At 65.9% G+C, this 25,556-nt stretch carries 21 protein-coding genes; 8 read left to right on the top strand and 13 right to left on the bottom strand.

Annotation, left to right across the window (positions count from 1 at the left end; translation table 11 throughout):
- Positions 1-3: 3 nt before the first annotated feature.
- The gene (locus tag DB354_RS11325) at positions 4-3,159 is read right to left on the bottom strand and encodes a TonB-dependent receptor (protein ID WP_107835739.1); all 3,156 of its coding nucleotides are present in this window, start codon (positions 3,157-3,159) and stop codon (positions 4-6) included.
- Between the two features lie 61 nt (positions 3,160-3,220).
- Positions 3,221-4,417 carry a Gfo/Idh/MocA family oxidoreductase gene (locus DB354_RS11330; RefSeq protein WP_107835740.1) on the bottom strand — a complete coding sequence of 399 codons (1,197 nt, stop codon included), beginning with the start codon at positions 4,415-4,417 and terminating at the stop codon, positions 3,221-3,223.
- Between the two features lie 259 nt (positions 4,418-4,676).
- Between DB354_RS11330 and DB354_RS11335 the strand changes: the two genes are divergently transcribed.
- Together DB354_RS11335 and DB354_RS11340 are read left to right on the top strand one after the other, a co-directional pair.
- A complete protein-coding gene (locus tag DB354_RS11335) occupies positions 4,677-6,251 on the top strand; it encodes a sigma-70 family RNA polymerase sigma factor (protein WP_107835741.1) in 1,575 nt (524 codons plus the stop codon).
- 5 nt (positions 6,252-6,256) lie between these two features.
- Positions 6,257-7,399, top strand: a complete 1,143-nt coding sequence (locus DB354_RS11340) for a hypothetical protein (RefSeq protein WP_146180199.1) — start codon at positions 6,257-6,259, stop codon at positions 7,397-7,399.
- Between the two features lie 17 nt (positions 7,400-7,416).
- Here DB354_RS11340 and DB354_RS11345 read toward each other — a convergent pair whose 3' ends face one another.
- The 3 genes from DB354_RS11345 to DB354_RS11355 form a co-directional block, all read right to left on the bottom strand.
- Positions 7,417-7,755, bottom strand: coding sequence for a hypothetical protein (locus DB354_RS11345; RefSeq protein WP_107835743.1), 339 nt, complete (start codon positions 7,753-7,755; stop codon positions 7,417-7,419).
- Entirely contained in the window at positions 7,752-9,299 is a 1,548-nt protein-coding gene (locus tag DB354_RS11350; RefSeq protein ID WP_107836047.1) for a YifB family Mg chelatase-like AAA ATPase, read from the bottom strand. Before DB354_RS11350 ends, DB354_RS11345 begins: the two co-directional genes overlap by 4 nt.
- A 65-nt stretch (positions 9,300-9,364) precedes the next feature.
- Complete coding sequence (locus tag DB354_RS11355; protein WP_107835744.1) at positions 9,365-10,219, bottom strand: hypothetical protein; 855 nt, start codon at positions 10,217-10,219, stop codon at positions 9,365-9,367.
- Between the two features lie 51 nt (positions 10,220-10,270).
- Here DB354_RS11355 and coaE point away from each other — a divergent pair, with 51 nt between their 5' ends.
- From coaE to DB354_RS11370, 3 genes are all read left to right on the top strand, one after another.
- Positions 10,271-10,918: a dephospho-CoA kinase gene (coaE, locus tag DB354_RS11360; RefSeq protein ID WP_233256618.1), complete on the top strand. Its 648-nt coding sequence runs from the start codon at positions 10,271-10,273 to the stop codon at positions 10,916-10,918.
- A 231-nt stretch (positions 10,919-11,149) separates the two neighbouring features.
- Positions 11,150-13,000: a transcription termination factor Rho gene (gene rho / locus DB354_RS11365; protein ID WP_233256619.1), complete on the top strand. Its 1,851-nt coding sequence runs from the start codon at positions 11,150-11,152 to the stop codon at positions 12,998-13,000.
- A gap of 20 nt (positions 13,001-13,020) precedes the next feature.
- Positions 13,021-14,103: a type IV pilus twitching motility protein PilT gene (locus DB354_RS11370; RefSeq protein WP_107835746.1), complete on the top strand. Its 1,083-nt coding sequence runs from the start codon at positions 13,021-13,023 to the stop codon at positions 14,101-14,103.
- A gap of 63 nt (positions 14,104-14,166) precedes the next feature.
- Here DB354_RS11370 and DB354_RS11375 read toward each other — a convergent pair whose 3' ends face one another.
- The 4 genes from DB354_RS11375 to DB354_RS11390 form a co-directional block, all read right to left on the bottom strand.
- Positions 14,167-15,213 (bottom strand): 3-deoxy-D-arabino-heptulosonate 7-phosphate synthase, encoded by a 1,047-nt coding sequence (locus DB354_RS11375; protein WP_107836049.1) that lies wholly within the window; start codon positions 15,211-15,213, stop codon positions 14,167-14,169.
- 109 nt (positions 15,214-15,322) lie between these two features.
- Positions 15,323-16,105, bottom strand: coding sequence for a pseudouridine synthase (locus tag DB354_RS11380; protein ID WP_233256620.1), 783 nt, complete (start codon positions 16,103-16,105; stop codon positions 15,323-15,325).
- Positions 16,102-17,220 carry a hypothetical protein gene (locus DB354_RS11385; protein WP_107835748.1) on the bottom strand — a complete coding sequence of 373 codons (1,119 nt, stop codon included), beginning with the start codon at positions 17,218-17,220 and terminating at the stop codon, positions 16,102-16,104. Before DB354_RS11385 ends, DB354_RS11380 begins: the two co-directional genes overlap by 4 nt.
- Positions 17,217-17,876: a Maf family protein gene (locus DB354_RS11390; protein WP_107835749.1), complete on the bottom strand. Its 660-nt coding sequence runs from the start codon at positions 17,874-17,876 to the stop codon at positions 17,217-17,219. The genes DB354_RS11385 and DB354_RS11390 overlap by 4 nt, the downstream gene beginning before the upstream one ends.
- A gap of 175 nt (positions 17,877-18,051) precedes the next feature.
- Here DB354_RS11390 and DB354_RS11395 point away from each other — a divergent pair, with 175 nt between their 5' ends.
- The gene (locus tag DB354_RS11395; RefSeq protein WP_107835750.1) at positions 18,052-19,707 is read left to right on the top strand and encodes an NAD+ synthase; all 1,656 of its coding nucleotides are present in this window, start codon (positions 18,052-18,054) and stop codon (positions 19,705-19,707) included.
- A gap of 19 nt (positions 19,708-19,726) precedes the next feature.
- Here the strand turns inward: DB354_RS11395 and DB354_RS11400 are convergent, their stop codons facing one another.
- Positions 19,727-20,224: a VanZ family protein gene (locus tag DB354_RS11400; RefSeq protein ID WP_107835751.1), complete on the bottom strand. Its 498-nt coding sequence runs from the start codon at positions 20,222-20,224 to the stop codon at positions 19,727-19,729.
- Positions 20,225-20,471: 247 nt separating this feature from the next.
- On the opposite strand from DB354_RS11400, the gene DB354_RS11405 reads away from it, so the two are divergent.
- Positions 20,472-21,221, top strand: a complete 750-nt coding sequence (locus DB354_RS11405) for a PTS sugar transporter subunit IIA (protein WP_158277493.1) — start codon at positions 20,472-20,474, stop codon at positions 21,219-21,221.
- 39 nt (positions 21,222-21,260) lie between these two features.
- Here the strand turns inward: DB354_RS11405 and DB354_RS11410 are convergent, their stop codons facing one another.
- Entirely contained in the window at positions 21,261-22,679 is a 1,419-nt protein-coding gene (locus tag DB354_RS11410) for an exopolysaccharide biosynthesis polyprenyl glycosylphosphotransferase (protein ID WP_107835753.1), read from the bottom strand.
- A 141-nt stretch (positions 22,680-22,820) separates the two neighbouring features.
- Between DB354_RS11410 and DB354_RS11415 the strand changes: the two genes are divergently transcribed.
- Positions 22,821-23,495, top strand: a complete 675-nt coding sequence (locus tag DB354_RS11415; protein ID WP_107835754.1) for a hypothetical protein — start codon at positions 22,821-22,823, stop codon at positions 23,493-23,495.
- A gap of 124 nt (positions 23,496-23,619) precedes the next feature.
- On the opposite strand, the gene DB354_RS11420 is transcribed toward DB354_RS11415, so the two are convergent.
- On the bottom strand, positions 23,620-24,522 hold the full coding sequence (locus DB354_RS11420; RefSeq protein WP_233256621.1) for an alpha/beta fold hydrolase: 903 nt from the start codon (positions 24,520-24,522) through the stop codon (positions 23,620-23,622).
- Positions 24,523-24,524: 2 nt separating this feature from the next.
- A complete protein-coding gene (locus DB354_RS11425; protein WP_107835755.1) occupies positions 24,525-25,550 on the bottom strand; it encodes a 3-oxoacyl-ACP synthase III in 1,026 nt (341 codons plus the stop codon).
- Between the last annotated feature and the right edge of the window lie 6 nt (positions 25,551-25,556).

A 25,556-nucleotide genomic window follows, 5' to 3' on the forward strand; every position in this document is an offset into this window, starting at 1 on the left:
AGTTCAGAACTTCCCTTGGATGCCAAACTGGTACGTCACGCCGTATTCACCCTCGGTGGCAAACCGCACGTATTCCGGGTTACCCGGACCATAGGACTCGGTCTGATCACGGTCGTTGAAGATGTTTCGACCGCTGACGTAGAGGGAGAAGTGGCGGGAAACCTGATACTCGAGCGATGCGTCCATCCGGAACCGCTCCAGTTGATAGTTCCAGCCTTCGACGCCGCGGGCGGTCGCCGTGGTGGGGGCGAGGCGCTTCTGGCCCACCAGATACCATTTTGCCACGAATGTGATGGGCCGGCGGTTGAAGGTGAACCCCCAGTTGATGTTCTTCGGCGAGAAGCCCCGCAGGTCCGCCATATCCGGCCCCTTGGTGCGCAACAGGGTCGCATTCGCAAAACCACGAAAATAGCGTGCCGCGTCGAATGGCAGGAACGCGGAGAACGGCTGGTTCACATTGAACTCCCAGCCCGTGACATGCACCGGATCTGTGAGATTCAGGGGCGCCGTCACTTCGTAGCCGATGTAATCGGTGCTCAGGCTGATCGACTCCAGATAGTCTGCCGTCGCCAGGAACTTCTGGTTCGCGAAGAAATTTGTGAGCTGTTTTCGGAAGAAGCCGACCGACACCTGGCCGCCCCCCTTCGTGTAATGTTCCAATTGCAGGTCCAGGCTGTCCGCCGTCCACGGCTTCAGGCCGGGATTTTTCGCCGTGATGGTGCCGAGCGTCGAACCGGTGGATCCACTCTCGGGATCGAAGTCCAGCTGCGTTACGTTCGCGGCGCCCACCAGGTTGGTATAGTCGGGCCGGCCGAGGGTACGAGCGACGCCCAGGCGAGCCACGGTATCAGGAGTAACGTAGTAGGAGGCATTGAGACTTGGATACGCGGCGCCGTAGGTCTTGTGCATACGTGCCGCCAGGCGCTGGTACACGAGCCGGGTCTGCTCGAGGGTGTCGGTCGTGATCAGGATGGGCCGCTTTTGTGCGTCCAACACCAGGTTCCCCGCCGGGTCTCGCTGGTACTTGGCGTTGTTGTCCTGCAACACGCCGCGCCCGTTGTCCGTGGTGCGCTCATAGCGCACACCGCCCACCACGCGCAGCCGGTTCTGGAGCAGCGAGACGTCCCCCATGAGGTAGACGGCGTCGATCCGCTCGGTGACCTCGAACGGGCTGGTCAGCGCGAGCTGAATATCGGACCGCTCGTTTGCGACCGGGTACGCATAGACGCCCGGATGCTGCTCGTACATCTCCCAAGCGCGCCGCGTGCTGGCGAATGGGGTCAGTTGCATCCCGCGTGGCGCATCGAAGCCGATCATGGCTTCGTTCTGCAGGTTGATCGGAGCGCGCGCGACGCCCTCGTCGCCGGAGTTGGCCCGCCCGTCGGGCCCCACGTACTGCAGGTAAAGCTGACTCTGCCGGTAGTCCGCGTACTCTTTTTTCACCGCCGCGCCGAACTTGAGCGAAAGTTTGTAGGTCTCGCCAAAGAACTTCCGTGTGGCGTCGGCCCGCGCGCTCTTCATCGTGGCGCTGGCATCGCGGGTCTGGGCACCGGGGCTGTTCACGAAGAACGTGTAGTTGCTGAAATCGTACGGATCGATCACCGCGCCGGCGGCATTCCGCACGGTGATTCGGCCCGGGAGATACCTGTCGTAGCCGTCGAAATCGACGGTCACGTTCGCAAGCTCGGTCGAGGCCGTCTCCATCTGCCCATGCGATATCGCGCGGAAGATCTTGGTGGAAAATCCGTAGCCGAGGCCGGCACCGAAGTCCCAGGTCGCACCGAGATGGCTGTAGTTCAGGCGGAGCACATTGTTGCGCACCCAGTAGTGGCGCGCGAGGTTGGCGGCCGTCACCCGGCCCGAGCCGGTGCGGCCATGCGTGAAATCGGCGCCCCACCCCACCGGATTCGTGCCGGTCGTCACGGTGTAGGTGAAAGCCTCGATGTCCTGCATGAAGTAGCTGCCTGAATGCACGAGCGAGAGCTTGTCGATGGGCGAGAGACGCCAGTCGAACCGCATGCCGAGGTTGTAACGCCGTTCCGCGATCGGGAACGTGACATAGCTGCCGGTGAGCAGGTATGGATTGGCGGGGCCCGCCTTGAGCGGGTTGCTGGCGGACGTCGTGGTGCTGAACGTGCGCGTGATCCGCTGCGCGACGTTAAACTGCTCGAACTTCACCGCGTTGATCGAGAAACCGAAGTTCTTCGAAAGCGGGAGAGTGTAGGTAAAATCGAAACCCAGCGGCGAATGGTAGACCTTTTTTTGATCGTCGCCCCGTCCGCCGGCCGGCGACTTCCCAAAGGATCCGTAGTGAGAATTCTTGTTCACGAAGACCTTGAAGCGCAGTTCCGGCCGACTGGCTTCAAAGGCGGTCCGACTCACGAGATTCAAGGAGCCGCCCAGACTGGACGCCGGCATGTCCGGGGTGGGCACCTTGGTGATCTCGATGCGGCTCGCATTCACGAGGGAGATCGTCTGCAGCGACGTCGCCCGGTTGGGCCCGGCGCTGCCGGCGACGTTCATCGTTTCGCCATCAATCGATATGCCGCTGTAGGCCTGTGGCATGCCGCGCAGGCTGATGCCAATGGCGTTCATCTGGTCATTCACCACGTCCACGCCTGGCAGAAACTTCACGAACTCGCCGATGTTGTTTTCTCCCACGATCCCGAGGGCATCAGTGGAGATCACCGCCTTCGAGTTCGGGGCGAACCGCTGCTCGTTGATGGCAATGGAGTCGGCGTTGGTGTCGCGGGCGGAGGCGACGATCATCTGCTCGATCTGCACGATCGTCTCCCCCGCGGTCGGCAGCGCATCCAGCCGCGCCAGCGTGAAGTCACACGCGGTGGACGCGCCGGCGGTAACCTGCACGGTCTTCGTCTGCGCCACGTGCCCGGTGTAGAACGCCTGCAGCGTGGCAGTTCCGGCCGGAACCGCGGTGAGCCGATACTCACCGAAGGCATCGGTGAAAACCTCCTGATTTGTCCCCACCACGGTGATGCGGGCCCGTTCCAGCGAAAGCCGGGCGGAGGCCTGCTCGACTCGCCCGGAAACAATGCCGGTAGCAGGAGTCTGGCAGTGGGCGTGGGCGGTGAATATGACGCAGGCGAGCACCGCGAGGGTGACGCAGAGGGATGAGGGCAACAGCTGGATGGTCTTCATGGGCGCGGTCGGATGGATTGTCCGGTGGTAAAGCCTAGGCTGACGAAGAGGCCGAGGTGAGCTAGGCGGGTGGAACTGCGGGTAATGCGCGGGCGACGGCAGACCAGTACGGGGCGACGTCCACTACTGCGCCGGTGTCGAGCGCCGCGTCGACGGCGAGTGCGGCCGCCACGGCGCGGATCCCCTCGGTGAAACCGACGCTCGGGCGGCGTTCACCCCGCATAATTTGGACCAGTTCCAAAGTCATCGGCCGGTCACCGCCGGCATGAGAGTCACCGGGGGCCGGGGAAAAATCTCGCACGGGCTCGTTCCAGCCCAGGCGGCGCAACTCGATCCGCCCGCTGTACGCATCGAGCCGCATCGTGCCCTCTGAACCCTGGAGGTAGAAACGGCGCTCCGGCAGCGCCGAGACGCACTGGGTATGGAAGGTCGCCCGCACGCCGCGTGTGAACTCGAGGATGGCGACCTGGTGGTCGACGATCGTTTTGTCGGAGTTGAAGGGATTGATACCCTGCGCGTCGGGAATGGTTCGGAACGCGGTCTGGCCCGTCGGGGATGGGCCGATCCGGTCGATCTCGCCGGCAAACTCGGGGCGGAAGAAGGAGCAGCCGCCGAAGCTCGCCACGCGGGCGGGGAGATCGTTGGTCAGCCACAGCGCGAGATCGAGGTCGTGACAGCACTTCTCCATGAGGTGCGTCCCGGCGAACCGCCGATGCCGACGCCAGTTTCCGTGGATGTACCCGCCGTGGTTGAAGACTAGCGTCTCATTGAACTCGAACGACAACAGTTTCCCGATGTGACCCTCGGCGAGCAGGGTGTGCGCCTTCTGGTATAGGGGCGAGTGGCGGAGGACCAGGCCGTACACGAACTGGCGGCCACTGGCCTGCCATGTGTCGTACATCGCGAGCGCTTCGTCGATCGAGAGCGCGAGTGGCTTCTCACAAAAGACATGTTTGCCGGCCTTGAACGCGGCGCATGTATGCTCGGCATGCTGGCAGTTCCAGGAACTCACGAACACCCAGTCGACGTCCTCGCGAGCACACAGCTCGTCCACGGTGCCGCAGGTCACCGCAACCGGCGCGACGGCCTGGCGAAATGCGTCCAACGCGTCCGGGAACGGATCGCACAGCGCGGTGATCGTGATCTCCGGCGCCAACTCCCGCAGAATCCGCAAGACGATGGTGGCCCGGCCGCCGGTCCCGATCACGCCCACGCGTGGGGCCAAGACCGGATGCTCGTGAGGTTGAGGGGGCTGCATGGCGCGACCTTAGCGAAATTTCCCCGGCCCAGCCATGGACGGACCGCTGCAACGTTTGCCAAAACCGATGAAGCTATTGCATCGGTTTCCGTAACGCGAATGTCACAATATCGGTGATGGGGATTGGTTACGGCCAGAATGGCGCCCCGGAACCACTCGGTCCGTACGGCTCGAGGGTCGCTCTGGCCTACCACTCCATTCGCATCCGGAGAATTTCGTCGGATTTCGCCTCGGCCGACGATAACGAGGTGAAGAGCCGATGAATTCCGCCGCCACCGACCATGAGCTGCTCCAAGCCTACCTGCGTGTGCATTCCCAGGGCGCGTTTGCCGAACTGGTGCGGCGCCATGTCGACCTCGTGTACTCAGCCGCCCGGCGTCAGGTGGGAGCGGAACACGCGGCGCGGGAGGTTGCCCAACTGGTGTTCCTGGACCTGGCGCGCCACGCCGCACGCATTCGCCCCGGCCAGCCGCTCGCGCCGTGGCTGCACGTCGTTACCCGCCGGCGCGCAATCGACCATATCCGGCAGGAGGCGCGCCGGGTCGTCCGCGAACAGCGGGCGGCCGGTATTCTTGCCATGAACGAGCCGGGGACCGACTGGTCGCACGTGGCACCCCTGCTCGACGCGGCCATCGCGAGCCTCGGGGAAAAGGACCGCACCGCGGTCGTGTTGCGCTATTTTCAGAATCGCGGCCTGCGCGAGGTCGGGAACGCCATGGGACTCTCCGACGATGCCGCGCAGAAGCGGGTCGGCCGGGCCCTCGAAAAGCTCCGCGGCTACTTCCTGGCGCGCGGCGTCACCATCACCGCGGCGGGCATCGCGGCCGAAATGTCCGCCCGGGCCGTGCAGACCGCTCCCGTGGGCCTGGCCGCGGCGATCGGCGCCGCCACTCCGCCCGTTGTCGGGGCTTCGATCTCGGGCTGGCTGGCGGGCGCCCTGGGCCGGAAGCTCGCGGTGGGGGCGCTCAGCGCCGCCATCATCGGCGGAACGGTCGTCGAACTTCACCGTCACGGCCAACACGCCGCCCAGATCGACGCCCTGAGGCGGGAGGAGTGCGCCCTCGGACAACACCTCCAGGAACTCGGCCGCCAGGCCAAGAGCGCGGAGCAGCGAACCGCCGATATCGAGGCCCGGCTGGAACAGCGGCGTCGGGAGGATCCGGCGAACGAACTGGATACCGAGGTCGCTGCCTGGTTTGCGCGGGTCACCCAGCTCAAGCGACTCGCGGCGGAGTCGCCGCAATGGTCGGTCCCGGAATTTCGGCTCCTCACGGAGCGCGACTGGTTCGAACTGGCCCGCGATGCGAAATTCGACACCGACCAGGAACGGCGGACTCTGCTGGGCACGGTGAGAAACACCGCCCGCCAGATTGCCGGGAGGCGATTGCAGGGCGCCCTCGTAGCCTATCTCGATGAGCACGACGGCCTGCTGCCCGCGGCGATTTCCTCCCTTTCGTCCTACCTGCAGCCCACCCTCGACCCGGACATTCTGGCGCGGTACGTGATGGGGGCGCAGGGCAACGTGCACCAATTCGACCCGGACGAGCGGCTGATCCTCGAGCATACCGTCGTCGATGAAGCGTATGGCACCCAGCTCGGGATTGGCCGCCTCGGATTTGAGATGCTGGAGGCGACGGACGTGCCGAAGGCGGATTTCCGTCGGGCCGTGGAAGCGTTCGCCGCGGCACATGCCGACCGGCTGCCCCAGTCGCCGGCGGATTTGCTGCCATTCTTCACCCAACCGCTCTCGCCGCGCGCCCAGGAGGCGTTCTTGAAGAAGCCCGCCAGCGACTTCGCTGCTGAGACTCTCGGCAAGCTGCTCACCAACCACTGATCGCCATGATTCGTCGTCGTTGGATTGGTTTGCTGCTGGCGTCCGCCCTGGTCGGAGCGGTGATCGACTGGCGCGTGACCGCGATGCAGTCACGGGAGATCGCCCGAACGGAGGCGCGGGTGGCGACGTTGCGGCGCGCGGTGGCGGTCGCGACGACGCGCGTCGCCGGGCAGCAGGCGGCGGAACGTGCAGCCGAAGACAGATGGGACGTCGTCGCGGCACAGATGGCCATCGACGAGCGCTATGGCCCCGCGCCAGCGAAGATCTGGCGCGCGCGGATCAAGGGCCTGCAGGACGCAATGGCGCGGACTCCGGGAATGCAGGTGCCGGAGCTCGCGCACCTCCAGCTCAAAGACTGGGTCGAGGCGGCGGTCCGCGCGGCCGAAACCTCGCCTGCCGACATGGGCCGGGTGCTCGCCGCGCTGCGCTACCTCGCGCGGCTGCGCGTTGCCGAGAAGATCCAGGATGCGTTGGCACGCTACGTTGCGACTCCCGGCAATACGTGGCCGACCGACATGCGGGAGCTGATCCCACTGCTGCCTGGCAATGTCACGGCGGAGATGCTGGCTTCGTACCGGCTGACGAACGCCGCCCAGGAGGGCGCCGTGCCGCACCAAGCCATCGAGGGAACCTTCGGCGCCATTTCCATCAGGCTCACGCCGGGTGGCTGGAGTGCGAACGCGAAACTGCGGCCCGACACTTCGGATGATGCCTATGCGCTCTTCGGTGGGCTGGGAACTGACCGGTTGCACGGCCTGCTTGAAGCTCAGCAGCAGCAGGTCCTTGGCTCCGCCCAGCGACTCATGCCGATGCTGGAGGGACTGTTCTCGGAGAAGCAGTTCGAGGAAATTGGCCCGCAGGTCCGAGCCGCAGTTCAGCAATACATCGCAGCCAACGCCGGCCGGGCGCCGCGATCGATGGCCGACATCCGGGCACTCCTCCCGGCCTCAAGCACGATCGCCGATGCCCTCCGGCCCGTGCTGGCGCAACTGGAGTACGCGATGGAGCATGGCGGCGAGGCTCCGGCCGATCCGCGGCGGTTGAAGCGCTACGTTGAGGCACTCGACGACGCCCGCGTCTTGCGTCGGCTGCGGCTGACGCCGGAGCCGGACGGCGGTGTCACGATGAACTTCGATTTCGGTTCCTGACCAGTCCGGTCGCCAGGCTACTTCGGATCGATGACCACGTAAACCTGGGCGCCGATCGTGTAGGTTTCGGCAGAACGGCGGACTCCGGCAGTGTCCCCGGCCAGCGCGAGCATCGTGGGCTGCACGAGTTTGCCGGAGACCGGCGAAACCTGGTCCCGCGTCGCCGTGCCAGAGCTGTAATTGAACGCATAGACGACGTTCGGCACGAATTTGCCGGCATCGAACACGCCCTGTTCAAAGCGATACTGTGTGGGCGAGAGGTCGGTGTAGCGGGCGCAGAGCAGCGGATCGCGCCGGGCGCAGCCGGCGGCGAGGAGGAGTGTGAGGGTAAGAACGAAGGCAGTGAGACGTTTCATGGGGAATAGAAGAGGTTGCGGTCGAGGCTGCGGTACTGGATCGCCTCCAGGAGGTGTGGCGCATCGATGCGCTCGGCGCCGGCGAGGTCGGCGATCGTCCGGGCGACCTTGAGAATCCGGTCGTACGCGCGCGCGGAGAGCCGCAGTTGCTCCATCGCATGCTGCAGCAGATCGCCGAGCCGGGCATCGATCGCGCAGTGTTTGCGGATCTGGGCCTGGGACATGCGCGCGTTCGCCGTGATGCGCGACCCGCCGAAACGTTCGTGCTGGCGGCGGCGCGCGCTGTGCACGCGTTCGCGCATTGCCGCCGAGGGCTCGCCGAGTTCCGTGCTGCGGAGTTCGGTGAGCGAGAGAGCGGGCGCCTCGACGTGGATGTCGATCCGGTCCAGCAGCGGCCCACTGATCCGGTTGCGGTACTTTTGGATCTGCCCCGGCGAACACCGGCACTCGTGCTGCTGGCTCCCGAGGTGGCCGCAGGGGCACGGATTCATCGCCGCCACGAGCATGAAAGCACAGGGCAGCGTCACCTTGCCGGCGCTGCGGGATATCGTCACGTCCCCGTCTTCCAGGGGCTGACGCAGAACCTCCAGGGCCGAGCGCTTGAACTCGGGCAACTCGTCAAGGAAGAGCACGCCGTTGTGCGCGAGCGAGATCTCGCCGGGCCCCGGGATGGTGCCGCCTCCCAGCAGCGCGACATCGGAGACCGTATGGTGCGGCGAACGGAATGGCCTGACGTCCGGGGCTAGTTCTCCCGTCAGCGTGCGGCCGGCAGCCGAGTGGATGCTCAGGATCTCGAGATATTCGTCGAGCGTCGGCGCGGGCATCACCGTCGGAATGCGCTTGGCGATCATCGATTTTCCAGACCCGGGCGGCCCGATCATGAGGATATTGTGCGAACCCGCGACGGCCACCTCGATGGCCCGGCGCACCGCGCGCTGGCCCTTGATCTCGGAGAAGTCGACGCTGCTCCGCGCCACGTCGGCCGCAGAGCGCGCGACGCGGCGGGTCGGCGCGAGGGGCTCGAGCGGCCGCTCGCCGCTAAGAAAACGCACCGCGCCGTCGAGTGACTCGACGCGGTACACGGCGATTCCATCCACCAGCGCGGCCTCCTCGGCGGACAATCCAGGCAGGACCAGGCCGCGTTTGCCCAGAGACCGGGCCAGACGCGCGATCGCCAGGGCGCCGCGCACGGGGCGAACGGCGCCGGAGAGACTGAGTTCGCCCGCGATCAGAAAGTCGCCGACGTGCGGCGCCTGCAGCTGGCCGGTCGCGCACAGGAAAGCCAGCGCGATGGGCAGATCGTAGAACGGCCCTTCTTTCCGCACGTGCGCCGGCGCCAGGTTGATCGTCGTGCGCAGCCCCGGCAGCCGGAAGCCGCTGTTCACCAGCGCCGAAAATACCCGGTCGCCCGATTCCTTCACCGCGGTGTCGGGCAGGCCGACCACGATGGTGCGGGGTTCTCCGGACTCCGCGGCGTTCAGTTCCACGTCGACGGGCTCGGCATCGATGCCCTGCAGGGCGGCCGAGGCGATGGTGGCGAGCATGCGCGGCATCTCGACGCGCGCGCCCGGCGAAGTCAAAGCCAAAGGTAAATCCGAATTGGCGAGGACTAATTATCCGGTCTTAGCGATCGCTGGCGAATCACCGCCAGATTTCGCTCGATGGCGATGAGGTAGCGATTGGGGCCGTCTGGGTAGGGTTGCGCCAAGAAGCGGTACACGGCATCGAACTCGCTCTCGAGTTTGGGGCGCACCACGTCCCGCCAGAACGTCGGCGTTTTCTCCGCGAGATCCGCCGCGGACTGAAAGACGCGCCGCTCCGGGGGCACACGCACGAAGTTATCCGACTCCTCAAACTCGTGAAACAGGATCTCCAATTCGTCGGGATAGTCCGGTGCCGCCATCTGCCCGAGGTAATCGCCGGTGGCGACCGCGCAGCCGATGAATCGTTCGAGCGGATTGGCAAAGCACAAGCGGCTCACCTGCCCCGCGGGGCCGGTGCAGTTGATCGCGTTGAGCACGCCTTCGAGCTCCAGGTCATCCACGCCGAGCGTGGGCAGGTACGAAGCCGCGAACGCCGCGCTGCGGAGCACATGGCAGTAGGTGTATTTTGCTCCGGTGCCGGCCGCGTCCGAACGCTGCTTCACGTAGCCGGCGTCGTGCAGAAGCACCGCCACCACCGCCAGCTCGAATTGCCGCGCGCTGATCGGGGGCTGAACGGCCGCCCTATGGCGGCCGGCCAGGATATCGACTACGCAGAGCGTCGCCTGCAGCGTGTGTTCGAGGTCGTGGTAGCGAAGATCAATGGCGCGGAAATCGGGGTGGCCCCCCGCAAAGAGGCGTTCGACCTCTCGGAACACCGCGGGCACCAGCGTCAAACCCGCCCCGGAGTACATTTTCGCGAAGGCTGCCTCCACGGCGCGGCTCACAGCGGAGGCGTTCTTGGTATCAACCGAAGTGGGCATGGCCGGCGCTGGAGGAATCGCTCCTCGAGCCAGAATCGGCTCGCGGAACTGATGCTGATTAAGAATTTGCGGAATCCACCGGCAAGCCCAAAGCTGCCCTCTTCAACCAATGGCACGATGATCGCGGGTATCACCGGCGGAATGGGATGTGGTAAATCCACTGTAGCTCGGCTGCTCGAGCAGCGCGGGTTTCGACGGCTCGATTCGGACGAGCTGGTTCGCAACCACGTGCTGCGCGATCCGGCTGTGATTGCCGCGTTGCGCGCGCGCTTTGGAGATCAAGTACTTACGCCTAGTGGAGAGGTCGACCGTCTCGCGCTCGCGCGGTGCGTCTTCGAGCGTGAGGCCGAGCTGCGCTGGTTGGAGGAACTTACTCACCCTGCGGTATTTGCGTTGTGGCGTGCCGCTTTTGCCGAGGCCCCCGACGCCCGCTGGATCGTAGAGGTGCCGCTGCTCTTCGAAAAGCGCCTGGAGAATTGGTTTGATTTCACCGTGTGCGTGGCCTGTTCTCCAGCCCAGCAACTTGTCCGACTGGAGCAACGCGGGGTTCCGCGGGCGCTCGCCGGGCAGAGAATTTCCAAGCAACTGCCACTGGCGCAAAAGATCGAGTATTCCGATATCGTCTTGTGGAACGAGGGCTCGACCGAGTTCCTCCAAGCCGAGATCGATCGCTTGGCCCTCGCACTCGCGGCCGCTTGAAACTTCGGCACTGGCTTTCCACTGACGCCTTGGTGCCTGCGTTTCCTCCCCTCCCGACATCCCGACATGGCCCTTCCTCCGAAATCTGAAGATTCAAAATCGTCCCGCTCTGACGCTGAGCCCAAGAAGACGCGCCGTCCGCGCACGGTGCGAGCGCGCAAGCCTCGCGCAGAGAAGACCGAAAAGGTCCGGAAGAGCAGCAGCCGCGCGCCCGAACAGTCGGAACTCCCGATGAGCGAGGCGCAGCCGGCCCTGGCCCCCGAGCCACGTGCCCACGCCGAGCAAGCCCAACGCCCAGAGCCGCGCGAACGCCCCACCGAATCCGCTCCCGCCGCCCCTTCCTCTCCCTCCCCGGCCCCAAGCTTCACGCCCGAACCGCGCGCCGAGGCCCCTGCCCCGTCGGCTGCCCCGGCGCCGGCCTCCTTTGATCGTCCCTCGGAGCCGACAATCGCTGCTCCCAGCGAGCAGCGCCCGGCCCAGCCCGCGGCGCCTTCGCCGGAGAACCGGCCCCAGCCTTCCGGCCACGGCGGTGGACATCACCATCACGATCGAGGCTTTCGCGGCGACCAGCAGGGCCAACAAGGGCAACAGGGCCAACAGGGCGACCGCGGCTTCTGGAAGCACGGCAAGCGCAAGCGTGGCCGGCATGGCGGCCAGTGGCAGCCCGGTGGCGGTGGTGGCGGCAATCGCGAGCAGTTCCCGCCGCAGCTCCCTCCGCCCAGCGCCGCCCCCGTTATCGGCGATCTGCCCAATCCCGCCCGTTTCAACGATCTGGCCGCGCTGGATACCCTCGCCGCCGAGGTTTCCTCCGGCGCCGGCGAGCCACTCTGGCTGAATCAGATCTACGCCAAGAACCTCGCCGACCTCACCGCGTTTGCCCGCGAGACCGGCGTCAAGTTCGAGGGCGTGCCCAATCGCCGCCAACTGCTCAACGACGTCTTTAAGTTCGTCGCCGAGCAGAAACGTCCGCTGCGCGACCTCGGCTACATCGACCAGAACGACCGCGGCTCCTTCCTGGTCCACGACCACGTCAATTACCGGCTGTATCCCGAGGACGCGTACCTGCCCGACAGCCTCGTCCGCCGCTACGGCCTCAAGCGCGGTCATCGCGTCGAGGTCACGCTGCAGGCCCCCGGTGAGGGCGAACGCTGCCCGTCGGTCGTCCGCATCGACAGCGTCATGGGCGGCAAGCCCGACGACATCTCCAAGGTCGCGCCTTTCGAGGAACTGGTCCCCTACTACCCGCTCAAGCGCATCCTCCTCGAGGAGCCGACGGTGCACCCCAAGGACATGTCCATGCGTGCGGTCGACATCCTAACGCCCATCGGCTTCGGCCAGCGCGGGCTCATCGTCGCCCCACCGCGCACGGGCAAGACCATCCTCCTGCAGAACATCGCCAACTCGATCTCGGCCAACAGCCCCGAGGTTAAGCTGATCCTCCTCCTGATCGACGAGCGCCCCGAGGAGGTCACCGATTTCCGGCGCCACACCAAGGGCGAGGTTGTCTCCTCCACCTTCGACGAGACGCCCGAGAGCCACGTGCACTGCGCCGAGATGGTCATCGAGATTGCGCGCCGGCGCATCGAGCAGGGCGAGCACGTCGTCATCCTCCTCGACTCCATCACCCGCCTTGCCCGCGCCTACAACGCCCTCGCCGGCAACCAGGGCAAGACGATGTCCGGCGGCCTCGAGTCCAACGCCCTGCAGAAGCCCAAGCGCTTCTTCGGTTCCGCCCGCAACATCGAGGGCGGCGGCAGCCTCACGATCATCGCCAGCGCGCTGATCGACACCGGCAGCCGCATGGACGAGATCATCTTCGAGGAATTCAAGGGCACGGGTAACAGCGAGCTCCACCTCGACCGCGGCCTCGTCGAGCGCCGGATCTTCCCCGCGATCAACATCGATCGCTCCGGCACCCGCAAAGAGGAGCTCATTTACCACCCCGACGAGCTCCAGCGCATTTACGCTCTGCGCCGCGCCATGCAGGGCCTCGGCCCGATCGAGTCGATGGAAATGCTCATCACGCGGCTTAAGAAAACGAAGTCCAACGCCGAATTCCTTCTCAGCCTCGCGCCGAAGTAATCCGGAAGGAGTCCCGCCCCATGAGCTATGAAATGAATGACCTGCTCGACCTCATGGTCGACCAGGGCGGTTCCGACCTGCACCTCCAGGTCGGCCAGCCGCCAACCCTTCGTATCAGCGGTAGCATGATGCCGATCGACGGTCCGGCGCTCAGCCCGACCGACACCGAGAAGCTGATGTTGTCCATCACCCCTGACGGCCACGTCTCGCAGGTGAAGCTCAACGGTGGCGCCGACTTCGGCTTCGCCTTCGGCGACAAGGCCCGCTTCCGCGTCTCCGTGCTGAAGTCGAAGGGCAACTACGGCATGGTCCTGCGCCAGATTCCGTTCAAGATGTTCGGCCTGCGCGATATCGGCCTGCCGGATAAGATCCGCGAGCTGCTGTACCGTCCGCGCGGCCTCATCCTCGTCACCGGCCCGACCGGTTCCGGCAAATCCACGACGCTCGCGTCGATGGTAAACTACATCAACGAGAACCGCGACGGGCACATCATCACGATCGAGGACCCGATCGAGTACTACCATAACCACAAGCGCTGCGTGGTCACCCAACGCGAGGTCCACGTCGACGTCCCCAGCTTTTCCGAAGCCATCCGCCGCGCGCTTCGTCAGGATCCCGACGTGATCCTCGTCGGTGAAATGCGCGACCTCGAGACGATTGAGGCCGCCATCAGCGCGGCCGAGACCGGTCACCTCGTGTTCGGCACGCTGCACACCAACAGCGCGGCCAAGACCGTCGACCGCATCGTCGATGCGTTCCCGGCGAACATGAAGGACATGATCCGCACGCAGCTGGCGTCCTCGCTCGTCGCCGTCATCTCCCAGGTCCTCTGCAAGAAGGTCGGCGGCGGCCGCATCGCTGGCTACGAGATCATGGTGAACACGACGTCGATCGGTTCACTGATCCGCGAAAACAAGACCTTCCGCATCTCGTCCGACATTCAGACGGGCGCGAACCTCGGCATGATCACGATGGATACGCACCTGATGAGCCTCGTGAACCGCGAACTCGTCACGCCCGACGAGGCGCTCGAGAAGGCGCAGGACCCAAATGTCATGCGCGAGAAGTTTCTCCAGATGGGCGTCAAGCTGCGGGAGCTGTGATCCCGCGCCACGGCCGAGGCAGGTGCCCCCTGCCCCGGCCGACGAACTGACTCCGCGGCGGCCTCAGGCCACCGCCGTGTCGTGCCGCAGCGCCCAGATCTGTCGCGCGCGGGTGATCGTGTCGGCCAGGACCGCCGGAGTGATCGACTGCTTCGGATCATCGCCGATGCCTTCGCTCGGGCTGACGTGCGTCTCGATGCAGAGACCATCCGCGCCATACGCCACCGCCGCCATCGCGCAGGCCGGCACGTACGAGGCCTTGCCCACCGAGTGCGAGGGATCGACAACCACCGGCGCCCAGGTCTTTTCCTTCAACAGCGGCGTGATGCTTTCGTCGGGATGATTGCGGTAGCCGTCGAGCGTTGGCGTCGTGCCGCGCGGGCAGAGCAGAATGTTGGGATTGCCGAAGGACGCGATGTACTCGGCGGCCGAGATGAACTCGTTGAGCGGGCCCATGTGAATGCTGCGCTTCAACAACACCACGACGTCCCGCCGCTCCGCAATTTCACGTCCGATCGCACGCAGCAGCGAATAGTTGAGCGCGTTGCGCGCGCCGACCTGCAGGCAGGTCACCCCCGCATCAAGCGCGACCTTGATCTGCGCCTCTTCCATCACCTCGGTGTCGGCCGGGAGCCCGGTGCGCCGCGAGGCCTCCATCAGGATGTCCATCGAGCGCGCATCACCCTGGAACGCATAGGGGTTCGTGCGCGGCTTCCAGACTCCGCCCCGCAGCATATTAGCTCCCGCCTCTTTCACCGCCGCCGCCGTCTCGTAGAAGAGGTTCGGGTTCTTCGGGTCGATCGTGCACGCGCCGGCGATCACGAACAACTCGTCGCCCAGCGTGGCGCCACCGATCGTGATCCGGTGGGTGGAAAGGTCGGAGCGCCGGTCCATCAGCTTGAACGGCGATTGGATCCGGTCGATCCGCTCCACGTAGGGCAGGCCTTCCAACCGATTGATCATCAACTCGTCACGTTCGTCGCCGAGGATAGCGTAAATGGTCCGCATCGCGCCGACGATCGGGTGGATGCTGCATCCGAACTCCGTCACGATCTTCGTGACTTCGGCCATCTGGTTCGGAGTGAGCTGATGCGACTTGGGAATGATCATGGCGAACCGGTCATTGAACCGAATCAACCGGCGGCGAAAAGCAGGAAAACGGCGATGACAGGGAGCGTGGCCACGCCTGCCCACCTGCGCCGGCGGTTGGCCAGGCGCGTCAGAGCCGCTGCAGGAACTCCGACGGCAACGGCGCGTGGGCCGAAAAGCTGTAGCGGCGTCCCCGCCACTCGTAATCAAACGCCGTTTCGAGTGAGTGCAGAAAAAGCCGCTTCGTGCCCACGAGCTTCGCGAACTCCCGGTTCCGGGCGAAGTCTCCGTAGGTCTGGTCGCCGATGATCGGCAGCCCGCGCTTGGCGCACTGGACGCGCAGCTGATGACTGCGCCCGGTTCGTGGCTCCAGTTTCAGCAACGCCACCCGCGGTTCCCCGCGGCCGATTCGCACCAGCGTCATGCGGCACTCCGCAGGGATGTTTCCCGCGCCCGCCGCCGAACGAATCATCCCTCCGTGTTTCGCGACCGCGAGTCGGTCGCGCCACAACTCCAGCGGCTGTCGGGGGTGGCCGAACACCAGCGCCTGGTAAACCTTGCGCACCTGCTTGCGCTTGAATCCCGCGCGGATCTCCGTCGCCAGCTCGGCGCTTGTCGCTGCCAGGATCACGCCCGAAGTCGCCGAATCGAGCCGGTTGAGCAGCCACAACCGCTGCGGGCCGACCGCGGTTTGCCCGGGCTCGACGCCGGTCGCGGGCGTCCACTCGAAGAACTCGCCGTCCATGGCATACCGCGCGTTCAGCAGCGAGCGCGGCTGGTCCGCGGGCTCGTTGGGATGCGACAGCACCCCGGCGGGTTTCTCGAGCGCCACCAAGCCGTTTTCGTCACGCGTGAGAATCGTCACGCCACGGCCGAATGGCAGTCCGGCCCAGAAGCGTTCGCCCGGGTTCACTGGTAATAGAAGGTGAACACGAGCTCGGACTCCTCGCCCAGCACGGCGATCATGTCCTCGGTCCATTCACCGTATGGCGCGCGATTCGTGATCGCGCTGACACACGCGCGGCTGCCGAGATCGCTCGAGTGATTGTCCACCTCGACAATCCGCGAGATGCCACCCTTCGAGTTCAGGGCAAAACGCACCACCACATACGTGCCAGGGGGCGGATAGGTCTTCCCGGCCGAGAGCAGATCATCCCACGAGATCTGCACCGCCTCGACGAGCCGCTGCAAATATGCGCCATAGTTGGAGAACTTCGCGTTGATCGCCGTGATGCCGACGTTGGCCGTGCCGATCTTGTTTTCGGCGAGAATCGCCGGCCGTACCTGCTGCTGCGTGACGATCGTGGGACGCGGACGCGGGCGCCGGGGGTCGATCGCCGGCCGCATGCCCATGGCGCCATCGACGATCGGCGCGTCCTTCTCGCCCTCGACGCGCTCGGGCACGTCACGCGGGCGGTCAGCATCCGGCGCCTTGGTCGTTCCGTACGCATCCGGGGCATTGCCCAGGAGCTTTTCAAACCCAGGCAACGGGTTCTGTTCCGCGCGCGGCTGCGCTGCGCTGGCGGGCACCGGCGGCACTTCGGGCATCGGCAGTGGCTGCGCCTGCTCGGTCGGCTTCCGGAGTTGGCCGCTCACGATCTGCGTGGAGTCGAAGTCCTTCTTGCCCTCCATGGCCGGCCGCTCGCTCTTGCCGTTCGGCGTCGGCTTCTCCTGGGCCACCTGCTGGTTCTGTGCGCCGAAATTGTTGGTCTGGTCCGGAATGTTCTCCGGCGCATCCGGGTTCGTTTCGACGAACTGCTGCGGGAGGCTCTTCTGCTGGGCCTTCGGCGCCTCGAAGGTTTCGGGCTCCATCTCGATGTTGAATTGCCGCTCCACGGGCCGGTGATGCAGCACCCCACCGACATGTTCGAACCGCAGGAGGCGCGGCCCCACCCAGAACAGGAACAGGTGCACGAGGATCGCTCCGACCACGCCGATAGTCGTCGAACGCGCCTCCGGATCCCAAACGCGCGCGCAGAACCGCCGCAGGTAATTCGGGAGGAACGTGTTGGCGGTGGCTTCGCTCATGCGCGACGGGACGTAACCGGCTGAGTCATGCCGAGCAGACCGCACTGCGTCAAAATTTGTTTCGTTGTTTCCAGCGGCAGGCCGACGATGTTCGTCCAAGATCCTGAGTGACTTGCGACAATCAGCTCGCCGTATTCTTGGATCGCGTATGCGCCCGCCTTGTCCAGCACGTGCACCCGCGCCAGATACGCCTCAATCGCGGCGTCATCGAGCACCTTGAACGTCACTTCGCTCGCCACACCCTCGTCGATGCGCAGTCCAGTTGCCGAATGACGGATGGCCAGGCCGGTGAACACCGTATGCGTCCGGCCGCTCAGCCGCCGCAGCATCGTTCGCGCCTCGTCCAAGTCGCGGGGTTTGTTCAGCGCCGCCCCGTCGATGTAAACCGTCGTGTCGGCCCCGAGCACGATCGCGTCAGGCCGGCGCATCGCCACCCAGTCCGCCTTGAGCGCGGCGTTGTGCGCCACCATCACACGCGGATCGGTCGAGGACTCCTCGTGTTCGGTCACCTGCGCCACGACGACCTCAAAGGGCACGCCCAGCTCGCCGAGCAGCTCACGCCGTCGCGGCGATGCCGACGCCAGGATCAGCGGCGGACGCGCTTCCGGACGTTGGGCCCCGGCGGGCGACGAATGATTTTGGCTACGTGTATTCAAGTTGCAGGAGGCGGCGCGTCACAGAACCTCCCTTACCCGGACGCGCAAAACGGCGGAAAGGTACATGATTCGGGCGGCGCCCAGTGAGCGCAAGCCCCACGTCCATTCCGCCACTCCGGGCCGCCGGGCTTGCGAGTTGTCAGATTCCGCAAACGTGTCCACCTTCGCACCTCCCATGCGTCTCGGCCTCGCCCAGATCAACACCATCGTTGGTGACCTTCCCGGCAATCGCCGCCGGATTCTCGACGCCTACACGGCACTCGTGAACCAGGGCGCCGAACTCGTGGTATTTCCGGAACTTGTGGTTTGCGGTTACCCGCCGCGCGACCTGCTGTTCAAACGCCGCTTCGTGGCCGATGTGGCAGAGTCGTTGAGCCAGATCGCCGCCCAGGTCGGGGCCGTCCCGGCGCTCCTCGGCACGGTTGAGCCCAACCCCACCGGCAAGGGCCGCCCTTTTCTCAACTCCGCTGCTTTCTGCCACCTTGGCCGCGTCGTCGCGGTCACGCACAAGTGCCTCCTCCCCACGTACGACGTGTTCGACGAGGACCGCTACTTCGAACCCGCCCCGGAGCCCCAGGTCATCGAGTTCCAGGGCAAGCGCCTCGGCATCACCATCTGCGAGGATATCTGGACCCATCCAACCATCAGCACGCGCCGGCTCTACAACGGCATGATGCCGCTCGAGCACCTCGCGGCAAAGCGCTGCGATCTCATGATCAACCTTTCGGCCTCCCCTTGGTACGCCACCAAGGAGGACGTCCGGCACACGCTCGTGGCCGATGCCGCCCGCGTGCTGGGGTGCCCTGTCGCTTATGTGAATGCCATTGGCGGCAACGATGAGCTCGTCTTCGACGGCCGCAGCCTCGCCTGCGACGCCGAGGGCCGCCTCCTCGCCGGCCTCCACGCGTTCCGGGAGGACCTGCGCGTTGTCGACGTCGGCGGTGCTGCCGCCGCTGCTCCGGCCGTGACGTCGGCGAGCTACGCCCAGGATGAGCAGGCCGACATCTTCGACGCCTTGGTGCTCGGCGTGCGTGACTATGCCCACAAGAGCGGCTTCAAACGCGCCTTGATCGCCCTCTCTGGGGGCATCGATTCCGCCCTGGTCGCCGCCATCGCCACCGAGGCGCTGGGCAAGGAGAACGTGATTGGCGTGTCGCTCCCGTCCTCGATTTCATCCCAGCACTCGCGCGACGATGCCCGCATCCTCGCCGCCAATCTCGGCATCCGCTTCGAAACGATGCACATCGCCGGCCCGGTCGCCGAATGCGAGAAGTCGCTTTTTTCGCTCTTCAAGACGCTCCCGCGCGACGTCACTGAGGAGAACATCCAGGCCCGCATCCGTGGCGTCCTGATGATGGCCCTTTCCAACAAGTTCGGCGCCCTGCTTCTCACCACGGGCAACAAGAGCGAGATGGCCGTGGGTTACTGCACGCTGTACGGTGACATGGCCGGTGGTCTCGCCGTGATCAGTGATGTCTTCAAGACCCAGGTGTATGCCCTCTCCCGGTGGCTGAATCGCGAGCGCGAAATCATCCCGCAGAACACCATCGCCAAGCCGCCCAGTGCCGAGCTGCGGCCGGGCCAGATCGACCAGGATTCCCTTCCGCCGTACGACGTCCTTGACGCCATTCTCAAAGGTTACGTTGAACAGGGGCTCTCCCGCCGCGACCTGGTCGAACAGGGTTTTGCCGAAGCCGTCGTCAACGACGTCGTCCGCAAGGTCGACCTCAACGAGTACAAGCGGAAGCAGGCCGCCCCCGGCCTGAAGATCACCCCGCTCGCGTTCGGTGTCGGCCGCCGGATCCCGATCGTGCAGAAGTACGTCAGCTGAGGCCGCGGCGTCCGCCGGTTCAGCCGGAAATGTCCTGCACCGGGTCTCCTGCGAGCATTGGCGGCGGTCCGCGACGACTCCGCCACCAAGTCCAGGTGTAGGCCAGCAGCAGTCCCAGCATGGCGCCGCCGGTGTCGATCATCACGTCGTAGGGGGACGCCCCGCGCGAGCCCACGAAATACTGGTGTAGCTCGTCGGTCATCGCATAGCCCGCGGCGCCGGCTAGCGCCCAGCCCGCCATGGGCCACGACCAGCGCTCCCGCGGGACCGCCCAGGTAATGCGCAGGGCGCGAATCAAGAGCAGCGCCATCACCGCATACTCGAACGTGTGCGCCGTTTTGCGCACCAGCAGGTGGGCCAGCTCAATCCCGCCGGCCGAGATCGAAGGATGCAGCCACCGCAGCACGGGCGTGAGAATCCGGCTCGTGTGCGTCGCCGATCCGAGGTCGGTCGACAGGGTGAAAACGACGCCCATCCAGAGGGCCACAGGCCAGAGCGCGCGGACGAGGCGGTGCATAGGAAAGCGCGCAGTCTGACGTCGTCCTCCGGCACGTCAAATCCCCCGCCGCATTTTGCCCCGCGGGGGGAAATGCGGTTCCTGCCCACCGGAAACTCCGACCGTCCGCCCGTTGACTGTTCCCGGAACCCCGCACCCGGCACCCGGATACGCGAATCTACTGGCGAAAATGCGCCAGGATTTTGTTCCGCCCCGGCCTCCACTGCGGGTTTTCCTTTCTCCGCGGCATGCCTATGCTCCGGGCGTCATGCCGCACCGTACCCTCTCCATCGAGGAACTGACGGACTACCTTCACCTGAGTCCGGGTGACGTGGAACGTCTCATGCGCGAAGCGGACCTGCCGCACGCGAACCGCGGTGGCCGCACCGTTTTTCTCCGCAGCGACGTCGACGCCTGGGCCTCCAAGCGGATCCTCGGTTTCTCCGACAAACGCCTCGATATCTACCACGCCAAGTCGGTCCGCGGTACGCGCAGCATCTTTCCGCACCTGTCACTCATCCCCGATCTCCTCCAGGCCACCCACATCGACCTGGCGCTGTCCGCCAAGACCCGCGCGTCCATCCTCCGCGACATGGTCGCCCTCGCCGACAAGACCGGCCTCGTGTACGACGCACGCGAGCTGCTCGCGAGCGTCGAGGAACGCGAGGGGCTCTGCTCGACCGCGTTGCCCGGCGGACTCGCCCTCCTGCACTCCCGACACCACGCGCCGTATCGTTTCGAGGCTTCGTTCATCGTGCTCGGTCGCACGATCCAGCCGATCCCGTTCGGCGCCCCGGATGGTCGGCCGACCCAGCTCTTCTTCCTGATCGGCTGCGAGGATGACCGCATTCACCTGCACACGCTCGCCCGGCTCTGTCTGATGGTGCAGAAGACCAATATCATTTCGCAGCTGCTTGAGGCGCCCGACGCCACGGCGGCCTACGATGCCCTGGTTGCCGCGGAAGTCATCGTCCTGCCTTCGCCCGACGAGGCCACCAGCGGCCGTATCTCCGTCTGATCCCTGGCGGCGCGTGGACGCCGTCCCCGGGCGCCTATCCTAGTACGCGCTCTGCGGTGGCCGCAGAATTTGGAGCAGGGTCCGGACCGTGATCTGCAGGTCGAGCCACACCGACCAGTGGTTGATGTAGTGCAGGTCCCAGTACACGCGGCGGACCAGCATCTCCCGCTCCAGCACTTCACCGCGGTAACCGAGGCTCTGCGCCAGGCCCGTGATGCCCGGCTTCACAAAGTAGCGGGTGCGATAGCCGCGCGTGTGCTGCCGGAACTCTTCATCAAGTCGCGGCATGTACGGACGCGGTCCGACGATGCTCATGTCGCCGCGCAACACGTTCCAGAACTGCGGAAACTCATCCAGGCTCCGTCGCCGGAGGAATCGGCCGAAGGGGAAAATCCGGTCGTCCTCCCGCGTGGCCTGCCGCGCTTCCGCCACGGCGTCGTCCGGTGCCACGCGCATGGACCGGAATTTCAGCATGCGAAACGACTCACCCTGCCAGCCGCGCCGCTCCCGGACATGAAAGAGCGGCCCCGGCGCCTGACGCCGCTGCATCCACCACACCCAGGCGCACAGCGGCGGGAGCACGAGGCAGACCATCGGCAGCGCAATGGCCAGGTCGAAGGCCCGCTTGGTGAGCCGGTTCAACGGATCCTCCAGCGGCTCCTCCTGCAGGGTGTAAAAGTGATGGCCATCCTCGAGGATCGGCACCAGCGGATGCGTGTACCGCTCGCCCAAGTTGTCGCGAATCAGCAACCGGCAGCCGTGCTCGCGACAGATCTCGATCAGCGTGCGTGCTTCCGCGTCCGTGGGCGGCAGCTCCAGGAGCATGACCTGTCCGACCGGCCGCTCCGTGAGGATGCGCGCCAGATCGGCGACTCCCCCCAACCGCGGCACGGGCATCGTTCCCTCCGGCGGCGGCAGGTCGTCGGACAGGATTCCGATCGGCACAAAGCCCAGTGCTTCCTTGCTCGCGAGCCAGGCATTGAGCGTGCCTAGGGCGGCCACGCGGCCGACCAGAACGGTCGGCAACCGATGCCCGCGCTGGAAAACCAGCCGCGAGAGCGCCCCCGGGAGCCAGACGTTGAGCAGGGCAACGATCAGCCACGTCCACACCAGGAACGTGCCAAGAAACAACCGGCTGATGCTCCGGTCCTGCGTTGCGAACATCATCGTGAAGGTGAGTGCCGCCATCAGCCCGACCGTCTTCGCCGCCACGCGTGTTGCCTCGCCCAGCAGCGTCCAATGCGATCGACCGACGAGCCGCGCCACGTCGCGCGCCGCCAGCACCATGCCGCCTATGACACACAAGAAATACGGCAGCAGGTTCACCTCCCGGCTGAGCCGGACCACCGGCACGTAGCGCATGATCAGCTCCGCATAGACCCAGAAAAACACCCCGACCACGAGGGTGGTCGTGACGGCGTGGAGATTGGCAAGTCCGCGCGCCCGGGTGGTGATCATCGCCTCGTTTATGGAGATTCAGTCCGACCGTCGCAAGTGCGCGTCCGGCAGCCACTCACACTTCGCCGGAACCCGTCGAGATCGGGTCAGTCAATCCCCTCGACTCACCTCATTCCCAGCCTACCCTGCCGCTCTGTGTTCATGATCTCCCGCCACCCTCTCATCCCGTGCGTTCTCCTCCTGACCAGCGTCGCTGTCGCCAGCGAGGAAACAGCCACACCCAGCGCGCACGAGATGCTCAAGGCGCGGCTCGCGGAGGAGGCCCGCAAGCCTGCGACTCCGGCACGCACATCCGCGACCGTCCCGCCGCCGGCTCCAGCCACCGCTCAGGCTGCTCCTGCTCCCGTGCCGGCGACGCCTGCTGCCGCACCGACTCCCACCACTGCCACCGCCAACGGTAATCCGATCGTGGCCACCGGCCCGGGCGAGATTCCGGAACCGGCCTCCAAGTCCGACGCCAAGGACGCCACGCTGCTGCCCAAGATGGAGGTCAAGAAGGAGCGCATCACCGTTCTCGATCAGCAGCTCGCTCTCCAAAACCAGCAGATCGCGCGCGAGCAGAAGCTCACCAAGCCCACCGAGCTCGACAAGGCACTGAACGACTCCCGTATCACCAAGCCGCTCGCCATCTTCGGCGGCGAATCCGCCGACGTGCGCAAGAACGTGGCCAGCGAACGCGTCAGCCTGATGGAGGACGAGAAGGATCTCATCGAGGCGATCGCCCATGCGAAGACCAAGGCCGAGAAGGCGGAGCTCCAGCGCCAGCTCGACCTCCTTCGCCTCCAACGGCGCGAGCTCGAGAAGGCGATGCGTTAACCGCCGGCGGAACTCCGCCCTCCGGCCGCCTGCCCAAGTGACTGCGCGAGGTTTGGCCTCAAGCAGCTACGGCGGGGATTCTCCGGACCGCAGGCGCGGCCATGCCTCCGGTCGCGCCGCCGGCTCAGGCACGCGACCGCGTGAAGAACGTCACCAACTGCGGCACCACGTCCTCGCGCGCGTCCTCGAGCACATAATGGCCTGCGTCCGCGAGCCGCGTGATGTCCGCCGCGGGGAAAATTTGCCGCCACTGCGCCAGGAACAGGTCGTTGAAACAGAAGTCGCGCCCGCCCCACACAATCGTGATCGGCCGGTCTCGAAACTGCTCCAGGCCCCGCTGCGTTTCGACCAGCGTCGCCCAGCTCGGATGCTGCGGGTGCATCGGGATGTCGCGCACGAACGCGCTTACCGCCACGCGATGCTCCCACGTGTCGTAGGGGAACAGGTACGCCCGTTTCTCCTGTCGCGTCAGTCGCCGGCGGTGCATGGCCATCCACGTCGCCGGCCCGGCAAACCCATTCAACCCGCGGACCAGCAGCGGACCCACGCCGGGCGCCTTGCAGACCGCGATGCGCGCCGGAATCCGGTCCAGCGGGAACGCCGCCGTATTCAGGATGCCAATGCGGCCGACGCGCGCGGGCATGCGCCCCGCGAGGCCGAAGCCGATCGCGCCACCCCAGTCGTGCACGAGCAGGTCGACCTGCTGGATCCCCAGCGATTCGAGCAGCGCCTCCACGTCCGCGATCCGGGTCGCCAACGTGTACGCATAGTCCTGCGGCTTCTCCGAAAGGCCCATGCCGATGTGGTCGGGCACGACGCAACGGCACTGCCCCGCCAGCGCCTGCACCAGGTGCCGGTAGTAGAAGGACCAGGTGGGGTTGCCGTGCAGCATGACCACCGCGCGCTCCACGCGGGGGCCTTCATCGAGGTAGCTCATCCGCGCGCCCCGCGGCGTGACAAACGTCCGCGGCGTGAAGGGATATTCCCGGGTCAGCCAGGTGGGCAGGTTGGTCGGCAGGGAGGTCATGGTCACCACTCCAGCGCCAGCATCAGGCAGTTCAGGCCGCTGCCGATGCCCAACAGGCCGACGCGATCGCCGTCGCGCACCGCCCCCTGCTCCACCGCGCGCGCCAGCGTGACGGGCAGCGCCACCGAGCCGGTGTTGCCGAGCGTTTCGAAACTCGAGAAGTCCTTCGCCTCGTCCAACCCCAGTGCCTCGTAAAGCTTCCGCCGGTGCGTACTGCCGACCTGGTGGCAGATGTAGCGGGTGTAGGTCTCTCCCTGCTCCGCCGCGAACCGCCGCCACGTCTCCCGCGCGAGCTGCACGCCGGCGATCAACAACTGCTCCGCATCCGTCTGCATCGCCAGGGACTCGGCCCCGTAGGTGTCACCCTGACACAGGGCGCTATGCTGCGTCGCCGCCCGCGCCACGCCGCCGAGCAGGCGGTGCTTTCGGCCGCGCACCAGCGACTCGTGGCATACCACCGCCGCCACCGCGCCGGAGCCAATCGTCAGGTTGGCAAAGAAGGGCTTGATCGCGTTCCGCGACAGGGGCTGCTCCACCAGGGTGCGCAGCGTCTGCTCGACCAGCGGCCGGCCGTTCTCGCCCGACGCCACCAGCGCGCAGCGGATCTGGCCTGACTCGATCATCGCCGCGGCCAACGTGAGCGAGTTCAGGAAACCGAGGCACGCGTTCGAAACGTCGAAAATCTGCGCCGAGGCCGGCAACCCGATCTTCTGGTGCGCAAACGATGCCGTCGCCGGCTCCAGCATGTCGCGGCTCACGGCCGCATGGATGAACAGCTCCACCGCCTCCGGCGGCAGCGCCGAGCGCGCCAAGGCCGCCTTCCCCGCCGCCGCACTGGCGTCCGAGGGACGCGTGCCCTCCGGCCACATGCGCCGCTCCCGGATGCCGGTCATCAGCTCCAGCCGTCCGGCCGGCAGCTTCAGCCGGTCGTACAACGGACGCAGCCGCTCCTCGATCGCCGCGGAGGTCCAGATCTCCTCCGGCAAGGCGGTCCCGAGAGCTTCGATGCAAACGTGGTCAAAACGCATGACGGA

Source organism: Opitutus sp. ER46 (genome assembly GCF_003054705.1).
GTDB lineage: Bacteria > Verrucomicrobiota > Verrucomicrobiia > Opitutales > Opitutaceae > ER46.

What these genes read in the sequence shown, in the direction of transcription:
- DB354_RS11420 (WP_233256621.1), bottom strand. Translation starts at nt 24,522, where the DNA reads ATGACCTCCCTGCCGACCAACCTGCCCACCTGGCTGACCCGGGAATAT.
- DB354_RS11410 (WP_107835753.1), bottom strand. Translation starts at nt 22,679, where the DNA reads ATGATCACCACCCGGGCGCGCGGACTTGCCAATCTCCACGCCGTCACG.
- DB354_RS11375 (WP_107836049.1), bottom strand. Translation starts at nt 15,213, where the DNA reads ATGATCATTCCCAAGTCGCATCAGCTCACTCCGAACCAGATGGCCGAA.
- DB354_RS11340 (WP_146180199.1), top strand. Translation starts at nt 6,257, where the DNA reads ATGATTCGTCGTCGTTGGATTGGTTTGCTGCTGGCGTCCGCCCTGGTC.
- DB354_RS11345 (WP_107835743.1), bottom strand. Translation starts at nt 7,755, where the DNA reads ATGAAACGTCTCACTGCCTTCGTTCTTACCCTCACACTCCTCCTCGCC.
- DB354_RS11415 (WP_107835754.1), top strand. Translation starts at nt 22,821, where the DNA reads ATGATCTCCCGCCACCCTCTCATCCCGTGCGTTCTCCTCCTGACCAGC.
- rho (WP_233256619.1), top strand. Translation starts at nt 11,150, where the DNA reads ATGAGCGAGGCGCAGCCGGCCCTGGCCCCCGAGCCACGTGCCCACGCC.
- DB354_RS11370 (WP_107835746.1), top strand. Translation starts at nt 13,021, where the DNA reads ATGAGCTATGAAATGAATGACCTGCTCGACCTCATGGTCGACCAGGGC.
- DB354_RS11355 (WP_107835744.1), bottom strand. Translation starts at nt 10,219, where the DNA reads ATGCCCACTTCGGTTGATACCAAGAACGCCTCCGCTGTGAGCCGCGCC.
- coaE (WP_233256618.1), top strand. Translation starts at nt 10,271, where the DNA reads ATGCTGATTAAGAATTTGCGGAATCCACCGGCAAGCCCAAAGCTGCCC.
- DB354_RS11385 (WP_107835748.1), bottom strand. Translation starts at nt 17,220, where the DNA reads ATGAGCGAAGCCACCGCCAACACGTTCCTCCCGAATTACCTGCGGCGG.
- DB354_RS11425 (WP_107835755.1), bottom strand. Translation starts at nt 25,550, where the DNA reads ATGCGTTTTGACCACGTTTGCATCGAAGCTCTCGGGACCGCCTTGCCG.
- DB354_RS11405 (WP_158277493.1), top strand. Translation starts at nt 20,472, where the DNA reads ATGCCGCACCGTACCCTCTCCATCGAGGAACTGACGGACTACCTTCAC.
- DB354_RS11330 (WP_107835740.1), bottom strand. Translation starts at nt 4,417, where the DNA reads ATGCAGCCCCCTCAACCTCACGAGCATCCGGTCTTGGCCCCACGCGTG.
- DB354_RS11350 (WP_107836047.1), bottom strand. Translation starts at nt 9,299, where the DNA reads ATGCTCGCCACCATCGCCTCGGCCGCCCTGCAGGGCATCGATGCCGAG.
- DB354_RS11325 (WP_107835739.1), bottom strand. Translation starts at nt 3,159, where the DNA reads ATGAAGACCATCCAGCTGTTGCCCTCATCCCTCTGCGTCACCCTCGCG.
- DB354_RS11400 (WP_107835751.1), bottom strand. Translation starts at nt 20,224, where the DNA reads ATGCACCGCCTCGTCCGCGCGCTCTGGCCTGTGGCCCTCTGGATGGGC.
- DB354_RS11395 (WP_107835750.1), top strand. Translation starts at nt 18,052, where the DNA reads ATGCGTCTCGGCCTCGCCCAGATCAACACCATCGTTGGTGACCTTCCC.
- DB354_RS11335 (WP_107835741.1), top strand. Translation starts at nt 4,677, where the DNA reads ATGAATTCCGCCGCCACCGACCATGAGCTGCTCCAAGCCTACCTGCGT.